Below are 13,029 nucleotides of genomic sequence, written 5' to 3'. Positions count from 1 at the left end.
CCTAGACTCACTTCACCTGCCCCTCCCCGGAGGCGCGCCAGAGCACATACGGCACGCCCGGCAACGCGACGCGCGTGGCCGCCTCGACCTGTCGGCGCATCTCTCGGGCATAGGTCATCGATCCCGGTCCCTCCCGGGCCGCGGCTAGCGTCCAGACAAAGCCTTCTCGTTGCCGAAAACAGGTTCCGTTTTGACTCCCGAGCGAGGTAATGGCTTGTGGGGAGCTGATGGCTGGCCCCACAAGGCCCCAGGTTTTAAGCAGCCTCTTCCTTGCCGGGAAGGGGCTGTTGGCTTTTCAGGGTCTATCTCGCGGCGATGGTCTCCTGAATTGCCGGATCTCGACTCGCCAGGGCGGGCCGGCCGGAACGGTCCATGTCGGCTGGACGGCACGGTTAAGTCAACGTTGAGCAGTGGTCGATGAGCACTGCCGCCCTTCGGGCCGAGCAACTCGCCGCGAAGGCTGGGGCGAAGAAGCCTTGATGTGCCGCGCCATAGGCGAAGCCCTCATCGAGCACGTGAAGGCGAAGGATTACCTGAAGTGAGCAGTCCGGAGCCTGACGAGCTATTCCGCGCTCGGCTCCTGCGCATCGTCGCTGAACTTGATCGACCGATGGCGCTGGTAGGGGTGGGGCCTCAGCTCGACCGGATCGGCCGCAAGTATGGACGGTTTAGGACTGGCGTGCCGCTGAAGGGGTTCGATGCTGCGCCGGGTGACACTTGAGGCGAAGTGGGCCGGGTTTAGCTCTCTGTCGATCCAACGACACAGAGCACCCGATGTCCAAGCTGCACCCCAGGGCTCGTGGCCACCTAAACTCGATCAGCTCCCGAGGCGTCGACCAGCAAGACAAGGCCGATCAGGCCCACCGAGATCTCGACGAACAGAAGCAGGCGCTGGACGAGCGAACCGCGCAGCTACGTGCCAAGCGTTTGGCTATGAAGTCCGCCGAGCCCGACGCAACCTGAAGCCGGCGTCATCTTCACTGAAAAGAACGGCGAGGGGCCGGGGGTGCGGCTGAGGAAGCCCTAGCCCACGAACACCCCGCGCCCGGCAAGGCGGCGGGGCCGTCGTGCTTGTCATGTCGCGCTCGTTGTCTTGCTGCCGGTTAAGCGACCGCCTTTCAAATTAATCGAGCCCGCGCTAAATGTGGCGCATGTCATTCGAGTTCGCCTATCGCTTCCGCCAGGACGTGCCGCGGTCGAGCCTTCGGGATCTCGATGACGTGGTGCTGCTTACCGATGCGACCGATGATTACGGTCACACGATCACTGTCGGCACGGAAGGCACGATCGTCGCCGTACATGGCGAGGGCGAGAGCTACGTGGTGGAGTTCGCCGAACCGGTCGGCTCCCTAGTGACCGTGCTTCCGCAGCAGATCCGTGCCGTCACAGAGGCCGAAGGTTGAACGGTACGCCCGTCGAAATCACGTTCATTATCGACGGGCCAAAGATCACCGCGTACCTGCTGAGCGAGAGCAGCGAACGCGGCGCCTCGAAGGCTAAGTATCTCAAGCGCTTCGGGTTCACGGTATCCGAGCCAAAGGTGCTGGCGGACGCCTTGGCGGCTCACGCCATGGTCAACCAGCCGGGCACACCTCAGCTACAGCCGGTAGGCGCGCATCGCGTTCGTTACGACGGCCGGGTGCGAGCGCCTGATGGCCGAGACATGCAACTGAGCACCGTCTGGGAAGCCTTGTTCCGCGACGGCGAGCACATCATGCGTTTCATCACCGCTTTCCCATAGTCGGCGGCCCTCGACACCGCGATCTTGGAGGCTATCCTGCCGGCATGCGTATGATCATGCTTGCCGCGTCCCTTCTCATATCTTCATCGGCTCGCGCCGATCTAACGAAAGCTCGATGTATTCAGTTGGCAGAAATTTTCACCGATTTATCTGATGCAGTGCGGAATAATGAAGACGCGCAGGAAGGAGCAAACACGAGTGCTGCCATGATTAATTCTAGCGGTAATCTAAAATATATTGCAGTTCAGTCAAATGCCGCTGAAGATAATTTTCTAATTGATATACCAAATTATGGGTGCGCGTTTGATGACTCGATTTATGAATTGCGCAGGTGTGCGAAGTAATCAGACGCGCGCATGAGAGCCGTTCAGATACTAAAATTTATACTTTAACTTGCTGAGCGTTCGCTATTGCTGATCCCTCAACTTTCATCGGCAGCTATCATCATACAATGCGCACAGCCCTCGCCGCCCTCGCTCTCGTCGTCGCTGCCGGTGGGGCGCAGGCGGCCGAGCAACTGCCGAGGTTCAAGCCCAACACCCTCTACCCGGATGCTCGCGTGTCGCTGCTGAGCATGGGCTGGCAGCCGGTAGCGGCGTCCAACCGGGCATGCGACCAACGCGAGAGTACCTGCGAGACCTACCCGGAGGCTGAGAGCTGTGCCCCATTCGGATCAGCGGCTTGCTCGATGCTGTGGAAGCGCGGCGAACAGCTCATCAGCGTGATGACGATCGGCGATGCCGATATCCTGGTTCGGTCCGCGTCCTGCCGGTCTGGCTGCTAGCTGCACCCGTTAAGAAAAACCCGCCGCGGCGAGCCGGGCGGGCGAGGTAAGGGAGGCGCCCCGAATGGCTTCCGGACGTCGAAGGCATTCCTCACGCCGGATGGTTAATGAAATGCTCGCGCGCTGCATTGCGGTTGAAGTCCGGTGAACGACGCGGCATCGCTCGCATATGATCCGATCCGAGCTCGTCGCCCGCATCGCGGCGCAGAACCCGCACCTGTACGCCAAGGACGTCGAGGCAGTCGTAGACGCCATCCTCGGCAGGATGACCGACGCCCTGGCGGACGGCGACCGCGTGGAGCTGCGCGACTTCGGCTCGTTCGGCACGAAGGAATTTGGCGCCCGCACCGGCCGCAATCCGCGGACCGGCCAGGCCGTTACCGTAGCGGCCAAGCGCAACGTCCAGTTCAAGGCGGGCAAGGCCATGCGCGCGCGGTTGAACCTCATGCCGGCGGAGCAGGAGCGCGAGACCAAGCGTCAGCTGCGGGCCTCTTAACCGCTCTAACCCAGCCTCAATCCCAGAAATATCGCAGCATTTTCTGCAAGGTAGTTTGACGGCGCGTCGTTGTGGCGGCGATCTTCAGCATCCGTCCACGAGACAGCGACCCGGCCATGGCTCATCTCCCCTCGAACCCCGAACCATCCCGCGAGCCAGGAGGACAAGCCTCGACGGTCTGGACGCTGGCGCTCGCCACTGCCCTCCTCGGCCTCGTAGCGCTCCCGCGCCGCTCCACCACGGCCAGACCCAGCAGCGCTGAGGGCGAGGGCAATGCACGGCAAGCGTCGCCCTCTCATTCCGGCCGCGAGGCCCACGAGGTAGCGCACAGCCAAGCTGACCGCGGCCGCCAGGCGTCGAAGCCCACCGAGATCCCAGCCAAGGGCTGGAAGGACATCGCGCTGCGCACCTACCGGGATGTCGGCGAGAACCGGATCATGCTGGTCTCGGCCGGCGTCACCTTCTTCGCCCTGCTGGCGATCTTCCCCGCCGTGGCGGCCCTGGTGTCCGTCTACGGGCTCGTGGCCGACACCTCGACCATCAACGAGCAGCTCGCCAGCCTGCAGGGCATCCTGCCCCAGGGGGCGCTCGACATCGTGGGCGAACAGATCAAAGCGCTGGATGAGAAGGGCAACGCGACGCTGGGCTTCAGCCTGATCGTGAGCATCGCCCTGTCAGTGTGGAGCGCCAACGGCGGCATGAAGCACATCTTCGACGCGCTCAACCTCGTCTACAACGAGCGCGAGAAGCGCAATTTCATCGTGCTCAACCTCGTCTCGCTCGCCTTCACCGCGGGCGCGCTGCTGTTCCTGATCCTGGCGCTCGTCTCGGTCGTCGTGCTCCCGATCGTGTTCGAGTTCATCGGCGTCGGCAAGGACGCGTGGTGGCTAGCCCTGCTGCGCTGGCCCGTGCTCCTGCTCGCCGTGCTCGGCGGGTTGGCGGTGCTCTACCGCTACGGCCCGAGCCGGGACGCTCCTCGCTGGCGCTGGGTCACCGGGGGGAGCGCCGTGGCGGCCGTGCTCTGGCTCGGCGGCTCGCTGCTGTTCTCGTGGTACGTCGCCCACTTTGGCAGCTACAACAAGACCTACGGCTCGCTCGGCGCGGCGATCGGGTTCATGACCTGGATCTGGATCTCGACCACGATCGTGCTGCTGGGCGCCCAGGTGAACGCCGAGACGGAGCATCAAACCGCCGAGGACACCACGGTAGGCAAGCCTCAGCCGCTTGGCACCCGAGGAGCGAAGATGGCTGATAGCGTTGGAGCTGCTGCGGAGTAGTTGCGGCCCTCAGAGCTCGGGGCTGGACCCACGTTCTTGGATCAGGTCCTGAACCGGGCGTTGAGCATATGGCGAACGCCCCTCAGCCTGGTTCGCAAGGATACGCTCGCGGAGCAGGACAGCGCGGCGCGCGATCGCCTTTGGGTCGCAGGTTCGGCAGGGACCGCCGCGGCCAGCGGCACGGCAGTTGTCGGGGTTCTGGCAGGACCGGCGGGGCATCGCGTTCCTATAGCCACTGAGACGCCCGCAATCACAGGCGTGTTACCTTGGCATTTCACATCCCAAAATGGTGTTGCTCTGCTACGATGGCGGTTGCACGGTATACTGGTGTACAATCATGAGGTGCGGCTTGCACCGGGCATACACAGCGACGACCTCATGCCTGTCACTCTTTGAGGCTGTCTCCCGCAATGATGACGAAAGCGCCGAAAACCGCCACCGAGGCCGATCGGTCGATCGGTGGCCGTGTCGCGACACTCCGGATCGCGCAGGGTCTGAGTCAGACCGCATTGGGCGATGCCATCGGGGTCAGCTTCCAGCAGGTTCAGAAGTACGAGAAGGGGTGCAACCGCATCAGTGCCGGGCGGCTACAGACCATCGCCGATCTGCTGAAGGTACCGGTCGAGACGTTCTTCGCCGACCGATTGACGGGTGGTCTCGACGGGAGCGACGTTCGAACGTTCTACGACGATCCGCAGGTGATGCAGCTGGTCACGGCCTTCACGAGCATCAGCGATGAGAGCACGCGTGAGAGCGTACTGTCGATCGTGAAAGCTGCGGCCACGCTCCGTCAGGAGGGTGCTGCGAGATCCTAGGTCGAGCCGAGGGCATCAGGGTGTGCTCTCGATGCCTCTCCTTGGATATCGACCAGCGAACGGTCACGCACAGCCGATATATAGCTCAGATTGCAAAATACGGCCACAAATGTCCGACATTGCCCCGTGAACACCACTTATAAGTGTATTGGGATGAAAGTTGGGTATGTCTGGTTCGTCGAAGGGGTCCTCGAAGCGGTTGGCCATGTCCGCCTTCGATGCAACCCAGATCGGTGCCTGGGAACGGGACGCTACCGGTGGTGTCCTACGGTGTGATCCGATGGCCGCGCAGCTCTGGGGGTTCTGTCCGGAAGACGCTGCCCAGGGTGTCTGCATCGATCGTCTAAGAAGCGCTATTCACCCCGACGATCGCTGCATCTTCTTCGGCCGGCATCTCTGCGTCACGACGCACGGCTCAATCCTGATGAGCGAGTACCGGGTGACGCCCACCCCCGGGGACGTCCGGTGGGTTCTCGTACGGGGCCACTACCAAGTACGACAAGCCGGCCAAGCGTTTGCCGGCGGCCGCGGCGTCGTCATGGACATCACGAACTGCCGACCAGCGGTTGCTCCGGCCTGCCGATGGTCGAACCTCAGTGGGTACGAGGAAGATACCGATCCGCTTCATCGAGCAGCCGATCATGCCCTCGCGTTGTACGCGAACGTCGAGGCCATGGGCGAGGAAGGACGGGCCGTGCTCGATGCAACGAGGAACGTTCTACTCCTGCTCGGACGCCAGATTGCCGCCAGCACTTCGCTGTCGGATTTGCGCGGGTACGATTCCCTGCTCACGCACTAAACGCGGTGTTGTAGAGCTGAACAGGCCCAGTCGAGCGATCCTCGAAACCTACGATCAGCTCGCCGCTCGCACAGTCTGACCCCGATGCCACCGCCTCGCCCACCCGATGGGTCATGGATGCAACTGCATACAGTATTCCAAGTTGATTGCAGGATTGGGAGGACCGGCAGTTCGCGCCCGCACGATGGGTGCGTGTCTGCTCGATGCAGCGTGGGACGATGGCACTGTCCAGATACCCCTTCGGCTTGATAGCCCGCAGGTTGGGGGGAGCGACACCGCTACCCAAGGCGGATGAACGCGCGATCCTGGGGTTGCCTCTCATCATCCGAACGATCGAAGCCTCCCGGGATATCGTCTACGAGGTTGGTCAGTCCGACCATTGCTGCGTAATCCTCGACGGCTGGACCTACTGCTATCAGCTCCTGACGGACGGTCGGCGTCAGATCCTGTCGTTCCATGTGCCGGGCGATCTGCCGGACCTGCAGAGCCTGCACCTGCCATCGCCGGATTTTGGTATGGCTACGGCGACCCGCGCCACCGTCGCCTTCGTGCCACACGCCGACCTGCGAAAGTTGTCCGATCGATACCCTGCCGTCGCCCAAGCATTCTGGCGGGAAATTCTCGTTACCGCAGCCACACACCGGGCTTGGATCACTAGCCTCGGCCGGCGCGACGCGCGTGAGAAGCTCGCTCATCTTTTCTGCGAGATGTATCTGCGCCTCAAAGCTGTCGGTCTCACCGACGGCTACAGCATGCCGATGCCGCTCCGGCAGCCTGACTTTGCCGACGCCCTAGGCCTGACCCCGGTGCACGTGAACCGAACGCTGAGAAGCCTTCGCGTCGAGAGGCTGGTCGACCTGCGTGGCCGCCGGCTGATGATCCACGACTGGGAAACGCTGTGTGCGATCGCTGACTTCAACCCGAAGTATCTGCATCTCCCTGAGTAAGTAGCCCGCCGACGCACTTCGCGAGCATTTGCAGGATCGTCCGCACCTCTCTGACGTGCTCGGGCTAGGGGAGCCTCAGCAGCATGGCGGCTATCCTCTCGTACAGGTCCAGCCATCGCCGCATCAGGCGCAGCAGCCCTACCGCCCGCTTCCGTCCCGAAGCGAGCAGGAGGTGAACGATCAGCGGATGGTGGGCGTTTGTTAGGCGTGGCCGGATCGAGGAAGCCGACTTGGTATGGGTCGATCCGCGCAAGCCGCTACTTCAACCGCAAACACCCGGTAGCGGGCCTCAGAGATTTCCCCGTCATCGCGACGCAGATGATGTCCGCTTCAGACAGCTTGATGCAGTCGCGATGAGCTTACGTGCACCTTCAGTGCGTATGGTGTGATACCCCTGAGCTTGTGGCACATCGGTGGTACTTTGACTGGCAACGAGTGGCCCTTGGTGGCCCCTGGGAGAGGGTCGTTCTCCATGCGAAGAATACGCATCAGACGCGTACCCCCGAGAGAAACCTAGGCCGTCAAGCGAGCAGCCTGCAACCGGGCCATCCTGTCTCGCAATTGCTGAGCCTCAGACGGCTCCGGCTCTCCGAGCAAGCCAGAGATCCGAGCGCTACAGGCCAGCCACCGCGTCGCGGCCCGCTCCCACCTAACATGTCCGCGGTCCACCCCGATCCGGACCATGCGGCGAGCTGCGGCACGGCGACGGATGCCGTGCCAGTAAAATACCGCGACTAGAATGGCCAACTCGATCCCCTCCCCGAGGGTCGGCGTCTGTCGCAGGAAGCTTGTCGGCATCACTCGGCCTCAAGGTCGCGGTCCGTGCCGCGCACCGCACCCGGCAGGTACGCCGCGAGCGCCACGAGGCCGCCAACGGTGGTGGCACGCGTGTTGATCAGCTCGCCGAACGCTTCGGCCTGGATGCGGTAGGGCTCACTCGACGCGCAGATCACCGGCAGGGCTGTACCGGCAGATCAGGCTGTGGCTCTGGCGAAGGCCGCGCGCCTGCTGCAGGATCACGGTGTGGAGTGGCCGCCCCTGTTGGCGCAGGTGCTGTACGAGTGGGCAGGGCGTCTTGGGGAGCCAATGCCGAAGCATGAGGTCGAGCCGGTGGATAGCGATCTGCAGGGCCTGACGCGCTTCTTCCCCGGCTTCAGCAAGAAGGATCAATCGTGACCTACACCATCGAGCAACTCGCCCCTGGCAGCTACGACGTGCTGCGCGATGGCGCAGTGATGGCGCAGTGATGGCGGGTCTGGTCCGCAGCGTTCATCGCAACGGGCCGAGCGACACGTGGCATGTCGAGCTGCTGGACGAGTTAGCACCTGCCGAGCGACCAGCGCCGTTCATGGCCCAACGGCACGTCTTCAAGTCGCGCTCGGCTGCTCTGGAATGGCTCGGCATTCAAGAGTGGGATGCGACCGCCGAGGCGACCGGATGATTGCGATTAAAGGTCGTTTGCTAGCGATCGGCGTGGCGATCGTGCTCGTGAGCGTCGAACGCGTGCCTAAGGCTGCTGGCCAGGAGTACGCATTCGAGGACTGCGCCCTTGCAGCCATCACGGCGGCGGCTGTCGTCGCGGCGGCGGATCATCGGACATGACCGCTGGCCGGGAGTTCATTCCCGAGAACGGCGGGGGTGCTGGGATCCGGTTCCGGGAGCGAAAGGGATAACCCTGTATCTCCGGGCGCGAGTAGTTGCCACACAGGGTCGACTGGAACAACAAACAGCGTGTTCTCTTCCCTTCAGGCAAAAACCTGGAGGGAATATGTCCAAGATCCTGAATATCGCCACTGCCACCGCGATGCTCACGCTGTCGGCGAGCCTCGCTGTTGCTGCACCGTGCAATGTCGGCACAACGACGAATGCCGCTACCGGGAAGGATGCCAGCTCGAACGTCGATGGTGGCTCGACTGCCAAGGTGAGCCCTGGCGCCAAGGCGGAGTCTCCCGGCACGGTCGGCGCGATGAACAACACAGGCGCAGCCATGAAGGATGACGGCTCGAAGAAAGCCCCCGAGGGGCAGCCCGTGAAGCCTGGCGCCGACAACTGCTAAGTTTGCGGCCGACCAGGCGATTATGTCTTCACAGGCTGCACGGCCCGCGCGGCTGCAGGCTCTTTGTGCGCGGTCCCGGCGCGGGACGACAGGCTTCGATACAGACGCACGACACGCTAACCGCCTGACCCCATCCTGCAATCCGAGCCGCGTTGCGTATCGGCTCGACCGCCGATGAGATAGACGACCTCCCCCGCCAGCCCGTGATTAGATCGGGCGGCGGGGCCGAGCTGTTTCTCCAACCTGGGTCAGACAACCCCGCTTCTGGCCGTATGGCCTCTCGGCCGCGCCTACCGTAGCTCGGCCTGATGTCAGCCAGCCTCGCCCCTGCACCGCTTCCCGATGCCGTCGCCGGCTGGCGCAGCGCATAGGAGACCCTGCCCGAGCACGCCTCACCGTGCCGGTATCTCCTGCCGACGAAATGGCCGCCAATGCGGGCGGCCGCGCTGGCGTTCCTTGACCAGTTCGGTGCCGCGGCTCACGGGCTGGGTTGAACGACCCCGCAGCTGTTCGGGGTTCATCCACAGCACGGTTTCCTGCGTGTGGGATATGTCGGCGCCCTGATGGGCAACGGCGCACCAGCCATCGGCGTCGAGACCGATCGGATCGTGTTCGAGCGCTTCTCCGGCTATCGGACGAAGCCAGGTCAGGTCTGGGGGCCGCCGATCTGGGAGTTCGCGGCGCAGGTGCGCTGACGATCCGCCTCATCCTCGGTCGCGTGCTGCCTCTTGGTGGCGCTTAGCTGATGGAGCCGAAGGATGGCTTGCTCATGCGCTTGGATGACACGGATATCGCCGAGTGCCTGCTCGATCTGTCGCCGATGCCAGGAGCGAAGATCGGATAGCACCTGGAGGTCGCCCATCTGCTCCTCGGTCATGCCGGCCTCTCCCACATCATCCTGGGCGGCACAGGCGGCCGTAGTGGCAAGTCGATTTGAGGCTCATCCACAGGGGTCTTCAGCGATCTCGGTAGTCATTCTCCCTCCCTGTTGAACCCCACTGCCACCTCGGACTTCTGGCGCAGGTCGCCGACGCTGGAAGTCTTCTTGGCCATGCCGGAGGCTACCGCGTCGCCCCCCCCTGCAACGTTCATGACCTGCCCCAGTGCCTGCTCATTCGATGCCCGCCAACTGAGCCGGAACATCGCCGTTTGGACGCCAGTTACGGCTGTTCAACAGGGAGTGAAACCGATGGTTGATGTCGCGCAGATCCAGGAGCATGCCGAGGTAATCGGTTCGGACGGAACGCACGTCGGCACAGTCGATCATGTCGAAAAAGGCGAGATCAAGCTGACCAAAAAGGATGCGGCTGCAGGCGGCCTTCATCACTTCATCCCGGTCGACTTCGTGCGAGCGATTGAGGGCGGCAAGGTCCATCTCGACCGACCAGCAGATGAGGTGATGCGCGAGTGGTCGACGTCCTAAACCGTCGGCGCCGACGGTAGGCGCGCAAGCACCAGAAATCGGCCGGGCGGCCATATCATCACGGCTCGCCCGGCCTCATGGTTCGCTATCGGCTGCGCTTGGACAGAACCTCGTTCAACGCCTCGGTGACTAGCGCTTCGATGGAGTTGCCCGCCCGCCCGTGCTCCGCGACAAGTTCACGAGACAGCCCACGCACCTTGGCGATGAGGTCTCGGTCCAGCCATACGGTGAAGGCCTGCCGGTTCTCCCGATGGTCCCGAATTTTAGGTGTAGGTTTAGGTATATCTAAACCTTGAGCTTGAGGTTCAGCTTTAGGTGGAGGTGTAGGGTCTAGGATCGGCTGTTCCCCGACCACGAACGAGGCGGACAGGCTCGGCCGCTTAGCCATGCTGTTTCTCCGTCCGCTTGCGCTTCACCTTAAGGCCCACCTGCTTTGCCACCCAACGGAACAGGGCGTCGATCTCCTCGGCTCCCCGCCCCTCGGGCTCAATCTCCTGGATCGTGCTGCCGTCAATCAGGCAGCTCTTGTAGCCCTTGCGATGGCAGATGAACGGCGCGCCGTGCTCCCGACCGGTCGGGATGCCGCGAGACACGAACCCAGCCGCAGCTTCCTTCACGTCCTTCTTGGCGCCGCTCACGTCCACATCGGTGAAGATGACGAAGTTGGGCTTGCCCAACCCCTGAGCCATCGCATGCGAGGTCGGCACCGCATCCATATCGGCGAGCGAGGTTCGCGAGGGGATCAGCACCAGGTCGGACAACTCGGCCGCCCGCTTGCCCATGATCTCGGCCTTGCCCGCCGTATCGATCAACACAAGCTCCGCACCCTGGCGCTCGAACTCGCGCAGTGTCGGCTCAAGAAAATCAGGCGTCGTCTCGGGCCTAACCGGCGGCCCCTCGGTCTGCCGCCGCGTGGACCACATCCGAAGCGTGGCCTGCGGATCTGTGTCCACGATCGCCGTGAGGATCCCGGCATGGTGGGCGGCTACAGCCAAGTGCGCCGTCAGGGTGCTCTTCGTGCTGCCGCCCTTGAGCCCCAAGATAGAGACAACCCGCATCGACTCACCTCCGGTCAGGCGCCTTCCCTAGACCGTGTACCGTCAAGGTACAAAGATAGGGTTTAGCTTGACCTCTAGGTGTTCGGTTTAGGTGTCCGTCTATACTTTAGGTGTAGGTTTACCGTTTAGTCAGCTTGCCATCGCCGCTTAGTGAGCGTAACTTGCGAGAAAGCGCATTCTCGGAAACATCTTAGCTCCGATCGGAGTAGCGATGCTCGCGACAGATCGGCATCAGAGACCCGCACCCCGCATCAAGGCGCCCTTTGCCCTCTTCACGATCTGGGCGAGGGTCGAGCAGCTACAGCCGGTGGCGGCCTGGATCTGGCTCCAGGGCGAACCGGCTTTCAGCATGGCCGCGATGCCCGCGTTTCGCTTCTTATCCTCCTGCCGGCCTTTGTAGAGGCCGGCAGCCTTGGCACGGGCCTGGCCCTGCGCCTGGCGCCGGCGGCGATCGTCGTAGTCCTTACGGGCGACGGACGCGAGGACATCGAGCAGCATACCATTGATGGCCTAAAAGACCCGCCCCGTGAACTCGTCGACCGGCGTCGCTAGGCTCCAAGGGGTGGGGAGGTCGAGAGCTAAGATGCGCACGCGCTCAGCATCGATCTCTGCGCGCAGGGTTGGTCCAGTCGTCCAAGGTAAGGCGAGACAGGCGATCGACCTGTTAGATCAGCAGCACGTCGCCTAGCCGGCAATCCTTCGGCAGGCGGAACAGCTTCGGCCGCGCCAGCGTCACTCTGCTCTCGTTCTCGACATAGGCAGCGGCGATCGCCAAGCCACGCTCGACCGCAAAAGCGTCGAGCTACGCCCGCGCCCGGGTCGCGTCCTGTTCAGTGGTGGCGGTGCGCAGATAGGCGCGGACGAACATGAAACCTGCCAATCGGTTCGATTAGGTTAGGTGTCATGACCCTGGTTCGTTTTGAATGGTCAAGCGAGTTATATGAGGCTATCCATACCGAGGTTCGATTGAGGCATGCCCATGCTGAACCGGTCCGGGGCGCATACCTCCGGGATCGAGACCGTGCCCTATTGATCTTACGCTACCGCTTGGCACCGTGTGCTACCGTCCGGACTCATAACCAGTAGCTGACGGTGGCGGCGATGCAGACGGCAGCGAGATAGTTCGTGGCCGAGCGGTCGTAGCGGGTGGCGATGCGGCGGAAGTCCTTGAGCCGCCCGAACATGCGCTCGATGGCATTGCGGCCGCGATAGAGCACGGGCGAGAAGCATGGCTTCCAGCGCCGGTTGATCTTGGGCGGGATGTTGGGTGCGGCCCCGGCCGCTTCGATCTGCCGGCGGATGGCGTCGGTGTCGTAGCCCTTGTCGGCCAGCACGATGCGGCAGGCGGGCAGACGTTCGAGCAGCAGCGCGCCGGCCTTGCAGTCGGCGGCCTGACCGCCGGTCAGCAGGAAGGCGAGCGGGCGGCAGAAGCGATCGGTGAGGGCGTGGATCTTGGTCGTTCGCCCGCCACGCGAGCGGCCGATGGCTTGGTTCTGCTGACCGGTGGGCAGGCCGCCGACTGCAAGGCCGGCACGCTGCTGCTCGAACGTCTGCCCGCCTGCCGCATCGTGCTGGCCGACAAGGGCTACGACACCGACGCCATCCGCCGGCAGATCGAAGCGGCCGGGGCCGC

General features: G+C 63.3%; 19 protein-coding genes and 1 pseudogene. 15 read left to right on the top strand and 5 right to left on the bottom strand.

Annotation, left to right across the window (positions count from 1 at the left end; genetic code table 11):
- Positions 1–774 precede the first annotated feature (774 nt).
- The 10 genes from MKK84_RS04495 (at position 775) to MKK84_RS04450 (ending at position 6,859) form a co-directional block, all read left to right on the top strand.
- Entirely contained in the window at positions 775–963 is a 189-nt protein-coding gene (locus MKK84_RS04495) for a hypothetical protein (RefSeq protein WP_243916879.1), read from the top strand.
- A 188-nt stretch (positions 964–1,151) separates the two neighbouring features.
- A complete protein-coding gene (locus MKK84_RS04490; RefSeq protein WP_243916877.1) occupies positions 1,152–1,403 on the top strand; it encodes a DUF4926 domain-containing protein in 252 nt (83 codons plus the stop codon).
- Complete coding sequence (locus tag MKK84_RS04485; RefSeq protein ID WP_243916875.1) at positions 1,400–1,741, top strand: DUF6883 domain-containing protein; 342 nt, start codon at positions 1,400–1,402, stop codon at positions 1,739–1,741. The genes MKK84_RS04490 and MKK84_RS04485 overlap by 4 nt, the downstream gene beginning before the upstream one ends.
- Before the next feature lie 44 nt (positions 1,742–1,785).
- Positions 1,786–2,085, top strand: coding sequence for a hypothetical protein (locus tag MKK84_RS04480; RefSeq protein ID WP_243916873.1), 300 nt, complete (start codon positions 1,786–1,788; stop codon positions 2,083–2,085).
- Positions 2,086–2,192: 107 nt separating this feature from the next.
- On the top strand, positions 2,193–2,525 hold the full coding sequence (locus MKK84_RS04475; protein ID WP_243916871.1) for a hypothetical protein: 333 nt from the start codon (positions 2,193–2,195) through the stop codon (positions 2,523–2,525).
- Between the two features lie 169 nt (positions 2,526–2,694).
- The gene (locus tag MKK84_RS04470) at positions 2,695–3,021 is read left to right on the top strand and encodes an HU family DNA-binding protein (protein ID WP_243916870.1); all 327 of its coding nucleotides are present in this window, start codon (positions 2,695–2,697) and stop codon (positions 3,019–3,021) included.
- Between the two features lie 116 nt (positions 3,022–3,137).
- The gene (locus MKK84_RS04465; protein ID WP_243916867.1) at positions 3,138–4,298 is read left to right on the top strand and encodes a YihY/virulence factor BrkB family protein; all 1,161 of its coding nucleotides are present in this window, start codon (positions 3,138–3,140) and stop codon (positions 4,296–4,298) included.
- A gap of 410 nt (positions 4,299–4,708) precedes the next feature.
- Positions 4,709–5,113 (top strand): helix-turn-helix domain-containing protein, encoded by a 405-nt coding sequence (locus tag MKK84_RS04460; protein WP_243916865.1) that lies wholly within the window; start codon positions 4,709–4,711, stop codon positions 5,111–5,113.
- Positions 5,114–5,318: 205 nt separating this feature from the next.
- Positions 5,319–5,912, top strand: coding sequence for a PAS domain-containing protein (locus MKK84_RS04455; RefSeq protein WP_243916863.1), 594 nt, complete (start codon positions 5,319–5,321; stop codon positions 5,910–5,912).
- A gap of 218 nt (positions 5,913–6,130) precedes the next feature.
- On the top strand, positions 6,131–6,859 hold the full coding sequence (locus tag MKK84_RS04450; protein ID WP_243916861.1) for a Crp/Fnr family transcriptional regulator: 729 nt from the start codon (positions 6,131–6,133) through the stop codon (positions 6,857–6,859).
- Positions 6,860–7,656: 797 nt separating this feature from the next.
- Here MKK84_RS04450 and MKK84_RS04445 read toward each other — a convergent pair.
- Positions 7,657–7,812 carry a hypothetical protein gene (locus MKK84_RS04445; RefSeq protein ID WP_243916860.1) on the bottom strand — a complete coding sequence of 52 codons (156 nt, stop codon included), beginning with the start codon at positions 7,810–7,812 and terminating at the stop codon, positions 7,657–7,659.
- A gap of 28 nt (positions 7,813–7,840) precedes the next feature.
- Here MKK84_RS04445 and MKK84_RS04440 point away from each other — a divergent pair, with 28 nt between their 5' ends.
- The 4 genes from MKK84_RS04440 to MKK84_RS04425 all read left to right on the top strand — a co-directional run bounded on the left by MKK84_RS04440 (position 7,841) and on the right by MKK84_RS04425 (position 8,915).
- Positions 7,841–8,035, top strand: a complete 195-nt coding sequence (locus MKK84_RS04440; protein ID WP_243916858.1) for a hypothetical protein — start codon at positions 7,841–7,843, stop codon at positions 8,033–8,035.
- A gap of 70 nt (positions 8,036–8,105) precedes the next feature.
- The gene (locus MKK84_RS04435) at positions 8,106–8,300 is read left to right on the top strand and encodes a hypothetical protein (RefSeq protein ID WP_243916856.1); all 195 of its coding nucleotides are present in this window, start codon (positions 8,106–8,108) and stop codon (positions 8,298–8,300) included.
- Entirely contained in the window at positions 8,297–8,461 is a 165-nt protein-coding gene (locus MKK84_RS04430) for a hypothetical protein (RefSeq protein ID WP_243916854.1), read from the top strand. Before MKK84_RS04435 ends, MKK84_RS04430 begins: the two co-directional genes overlap by 4 nt.
- Before the next feature lie 166 nt (positions 8,462–8,627).
- The gene (locus MKK84_RS04425) at positions 8,628–8,915 is read left to right on the top strand and encodes a hypothetical protein (RefSeq protein ID WP_243916853.1); all 288 of its coding nucleotides are present in this window, start codon (positions 8,628–8,630) and stop codon (positions 8,913–8,915) included.
- A gap of 646 nt (positions 8,916–9,561) precedes the next feature.
- Here MKK84_RS04425 and MKK84_RS04420 read toward each other — a convergent pair.
- Positions 9,562–9,792, bottom strand: a complete 231-nt coding sequence (locus MKK84_RS04420) for a hypothetical protein (RefSeq protein WP_243916851.1) — start codon at positions 9,790–9,792, stop codon at positions 9,562–9,564.
- A 312-nt stretch (positions 9,793–10,104) separates the two neighbouring features.
- Between MKK84_RS04420 and MKK84_RS04415 the strand changes: the two genes are divergently transcribed.
- Positions 10,105–10,338, top strand: coding sequence for a DUF2171 domain-containing protein (locus MKK84_RS04415; RefSeq protein WP_243916849.1), 234 nt, complete (start codon positions 10,105–10,107; stop codon positions 10,336–10,338).
- Positions 10,339–10,718: 380 nt separating this feature from the next.
- On the opposite strand, the gene MKK84_RS04410 is transcribed toward MKK84_RS04415, so the two are convergent.
- The 3 genes and pseudogenes from MKK84_RS04410 to MKK84_RS04400 all read right to left on the bottom strand — a co-directional run.
- The gene (locus MKK84_RS04410) at positions 10,719–11,396 is read right to left on the bottom strand and encodes an AAA family ATPase (protein WP_279599363.1); all 678 of its coding nucleotides are present in this window, start codon (positions 11,394–11,396) and stop codon (positions 10,719–10,721) included.
- Positions 11,397–11,627: 231 nt separating this feature from the next.
- A pseudogene (locus MKK84_RS04405) lies at positions 11,628–12,264 on the bottom strand (recombinase family protein).
- Positions 12,265–12,469: 205 nt separating this feature from the next.
- On the bottom strand, positions 12,470–13,029 hold a 560-nt coding region (locus tag MKK84_RS04400), incomplete at its 5' end, for an IS5 family transposase (protein WP_243916845.1).

The organism is Methylobacterium sp. E-065 (genome assembly GCF_022829605.1).
Taxonomy (GTDB): Bacteria; Pseudomonadota; Alphaproteobacteria; order Rhizobiales; family Beijerinckiaceae; genus Methylobacterium.
Note: the sequence above shows the minus strand (reverse complement) of the source record. Positions and strands in the feature narration are given on the sequence as shown.

Bases quoted from the DNA above. Each gene is read 5' to 3' on its own strand.
- MKK84_RS04425 (WP_243916853.1), top strand. From the start codon at position 8,628: ATGTCCAAGATCCTGAATATCGCCACTGCCACCGCGATGCTCACGCTG.
- MKK84_RS04420 (WP_243916851.1), bottom strand. From the start codon at position 9,792: ATGACCGAGGAGCAGATGGGCGACCTCCAGGTGCTATCCGATCTTCGC.
- MKK84_RS04475 (WP_243916871.1), top strand. From the start codon at position 2,193: ATGCGCACAGCCCTCGCCGCCCTCGCTCTCGTCGTCGCTGCCGGTGGG.
- MKK84_RS04490 (WP_243916877.1), top strand. From the start codon at position 1,152: ATGTCATTCGAGTTCGCCTATCGCTTCCGCCAGGACGTGCCGCGGTCG.
- MKK84_RS04495 (WP_243916879.1), top strand. From the start codon at position 775: ATGTCCAAGCTGCACCCCAGGGCTCGTGGCCACCTAAACTCGATCAGC.
- MKK84_RS04415 (WP_243916849.1), top strand. From the start codon at position 10,105: ATGGTTGATGTCGCGCAGATCCAGGAGCATGCCGAGGTAATCGGTTCG.
- MKK84_RS04470 (WP_243916870.1), top strand. From the start codon at position 2,695: ATGATCCGATCCGAGCTCGTCGCCCGCATCGCGGCGCAGAACCCGCAC.
- MKK84_RS04450 (WP_243916861.1), top strand. From the start codon at position 6,131: ATGGCACTGTCCAGATACCCCTTCGGCTTGATAGCCCGCAGGTTGGGG.
- MKK84_RS04455 (WP_243916863.1), top strand. From the start codon at position 5,319: ATGTCCGCCTTCGATGCAACCCAGATCGGTGCCTGGGAACGGGACGCT.
- MKK84_RS04430 (WP_243916854.1), top strand. From the start codon at position 8,297: ATGATTGCGATTAAAGGTCGTTTGCTAGCGATCGGCGTGGCGATCGTG.
- MKK84_RS04435 (WP_243916856.1), top strand. From the start codon at position 8,106: ATGGCGGGTCTGGTCCGCAGCGTTCATCGCAACGGGCCGAGCGACACG.
- MKK84_RS04460 (WP_243916865.1), top strand. From the start codon at position 4,709: ATGATGACGAAAGCGCCGAAAACCGCCACCGAGGCCGATCGGTCGATC.
- MKK84_RS04410 (WP_279599363.1), bottom strand. From the start codon at position 11,396: ATGCGGGTTGTCTCTATCTTGGGGCTCAAGGGCGGCAGCACGAAGAGC.
- MKK84_RS04480 (WP_243916873.1), top strand. From the start codon at position 1,786: ATGCGTATGATCATGCTTGCCGCGTCCCTTCTCATATCTTCATCGGCT.
- MKK84_RS04465 (WP_243916867.1), top strand. From the start codon at position 3,138: ATGGCTCATCTCCCCTCGAACCCCGAACCATCCCGCGAGCCAGGAGGA.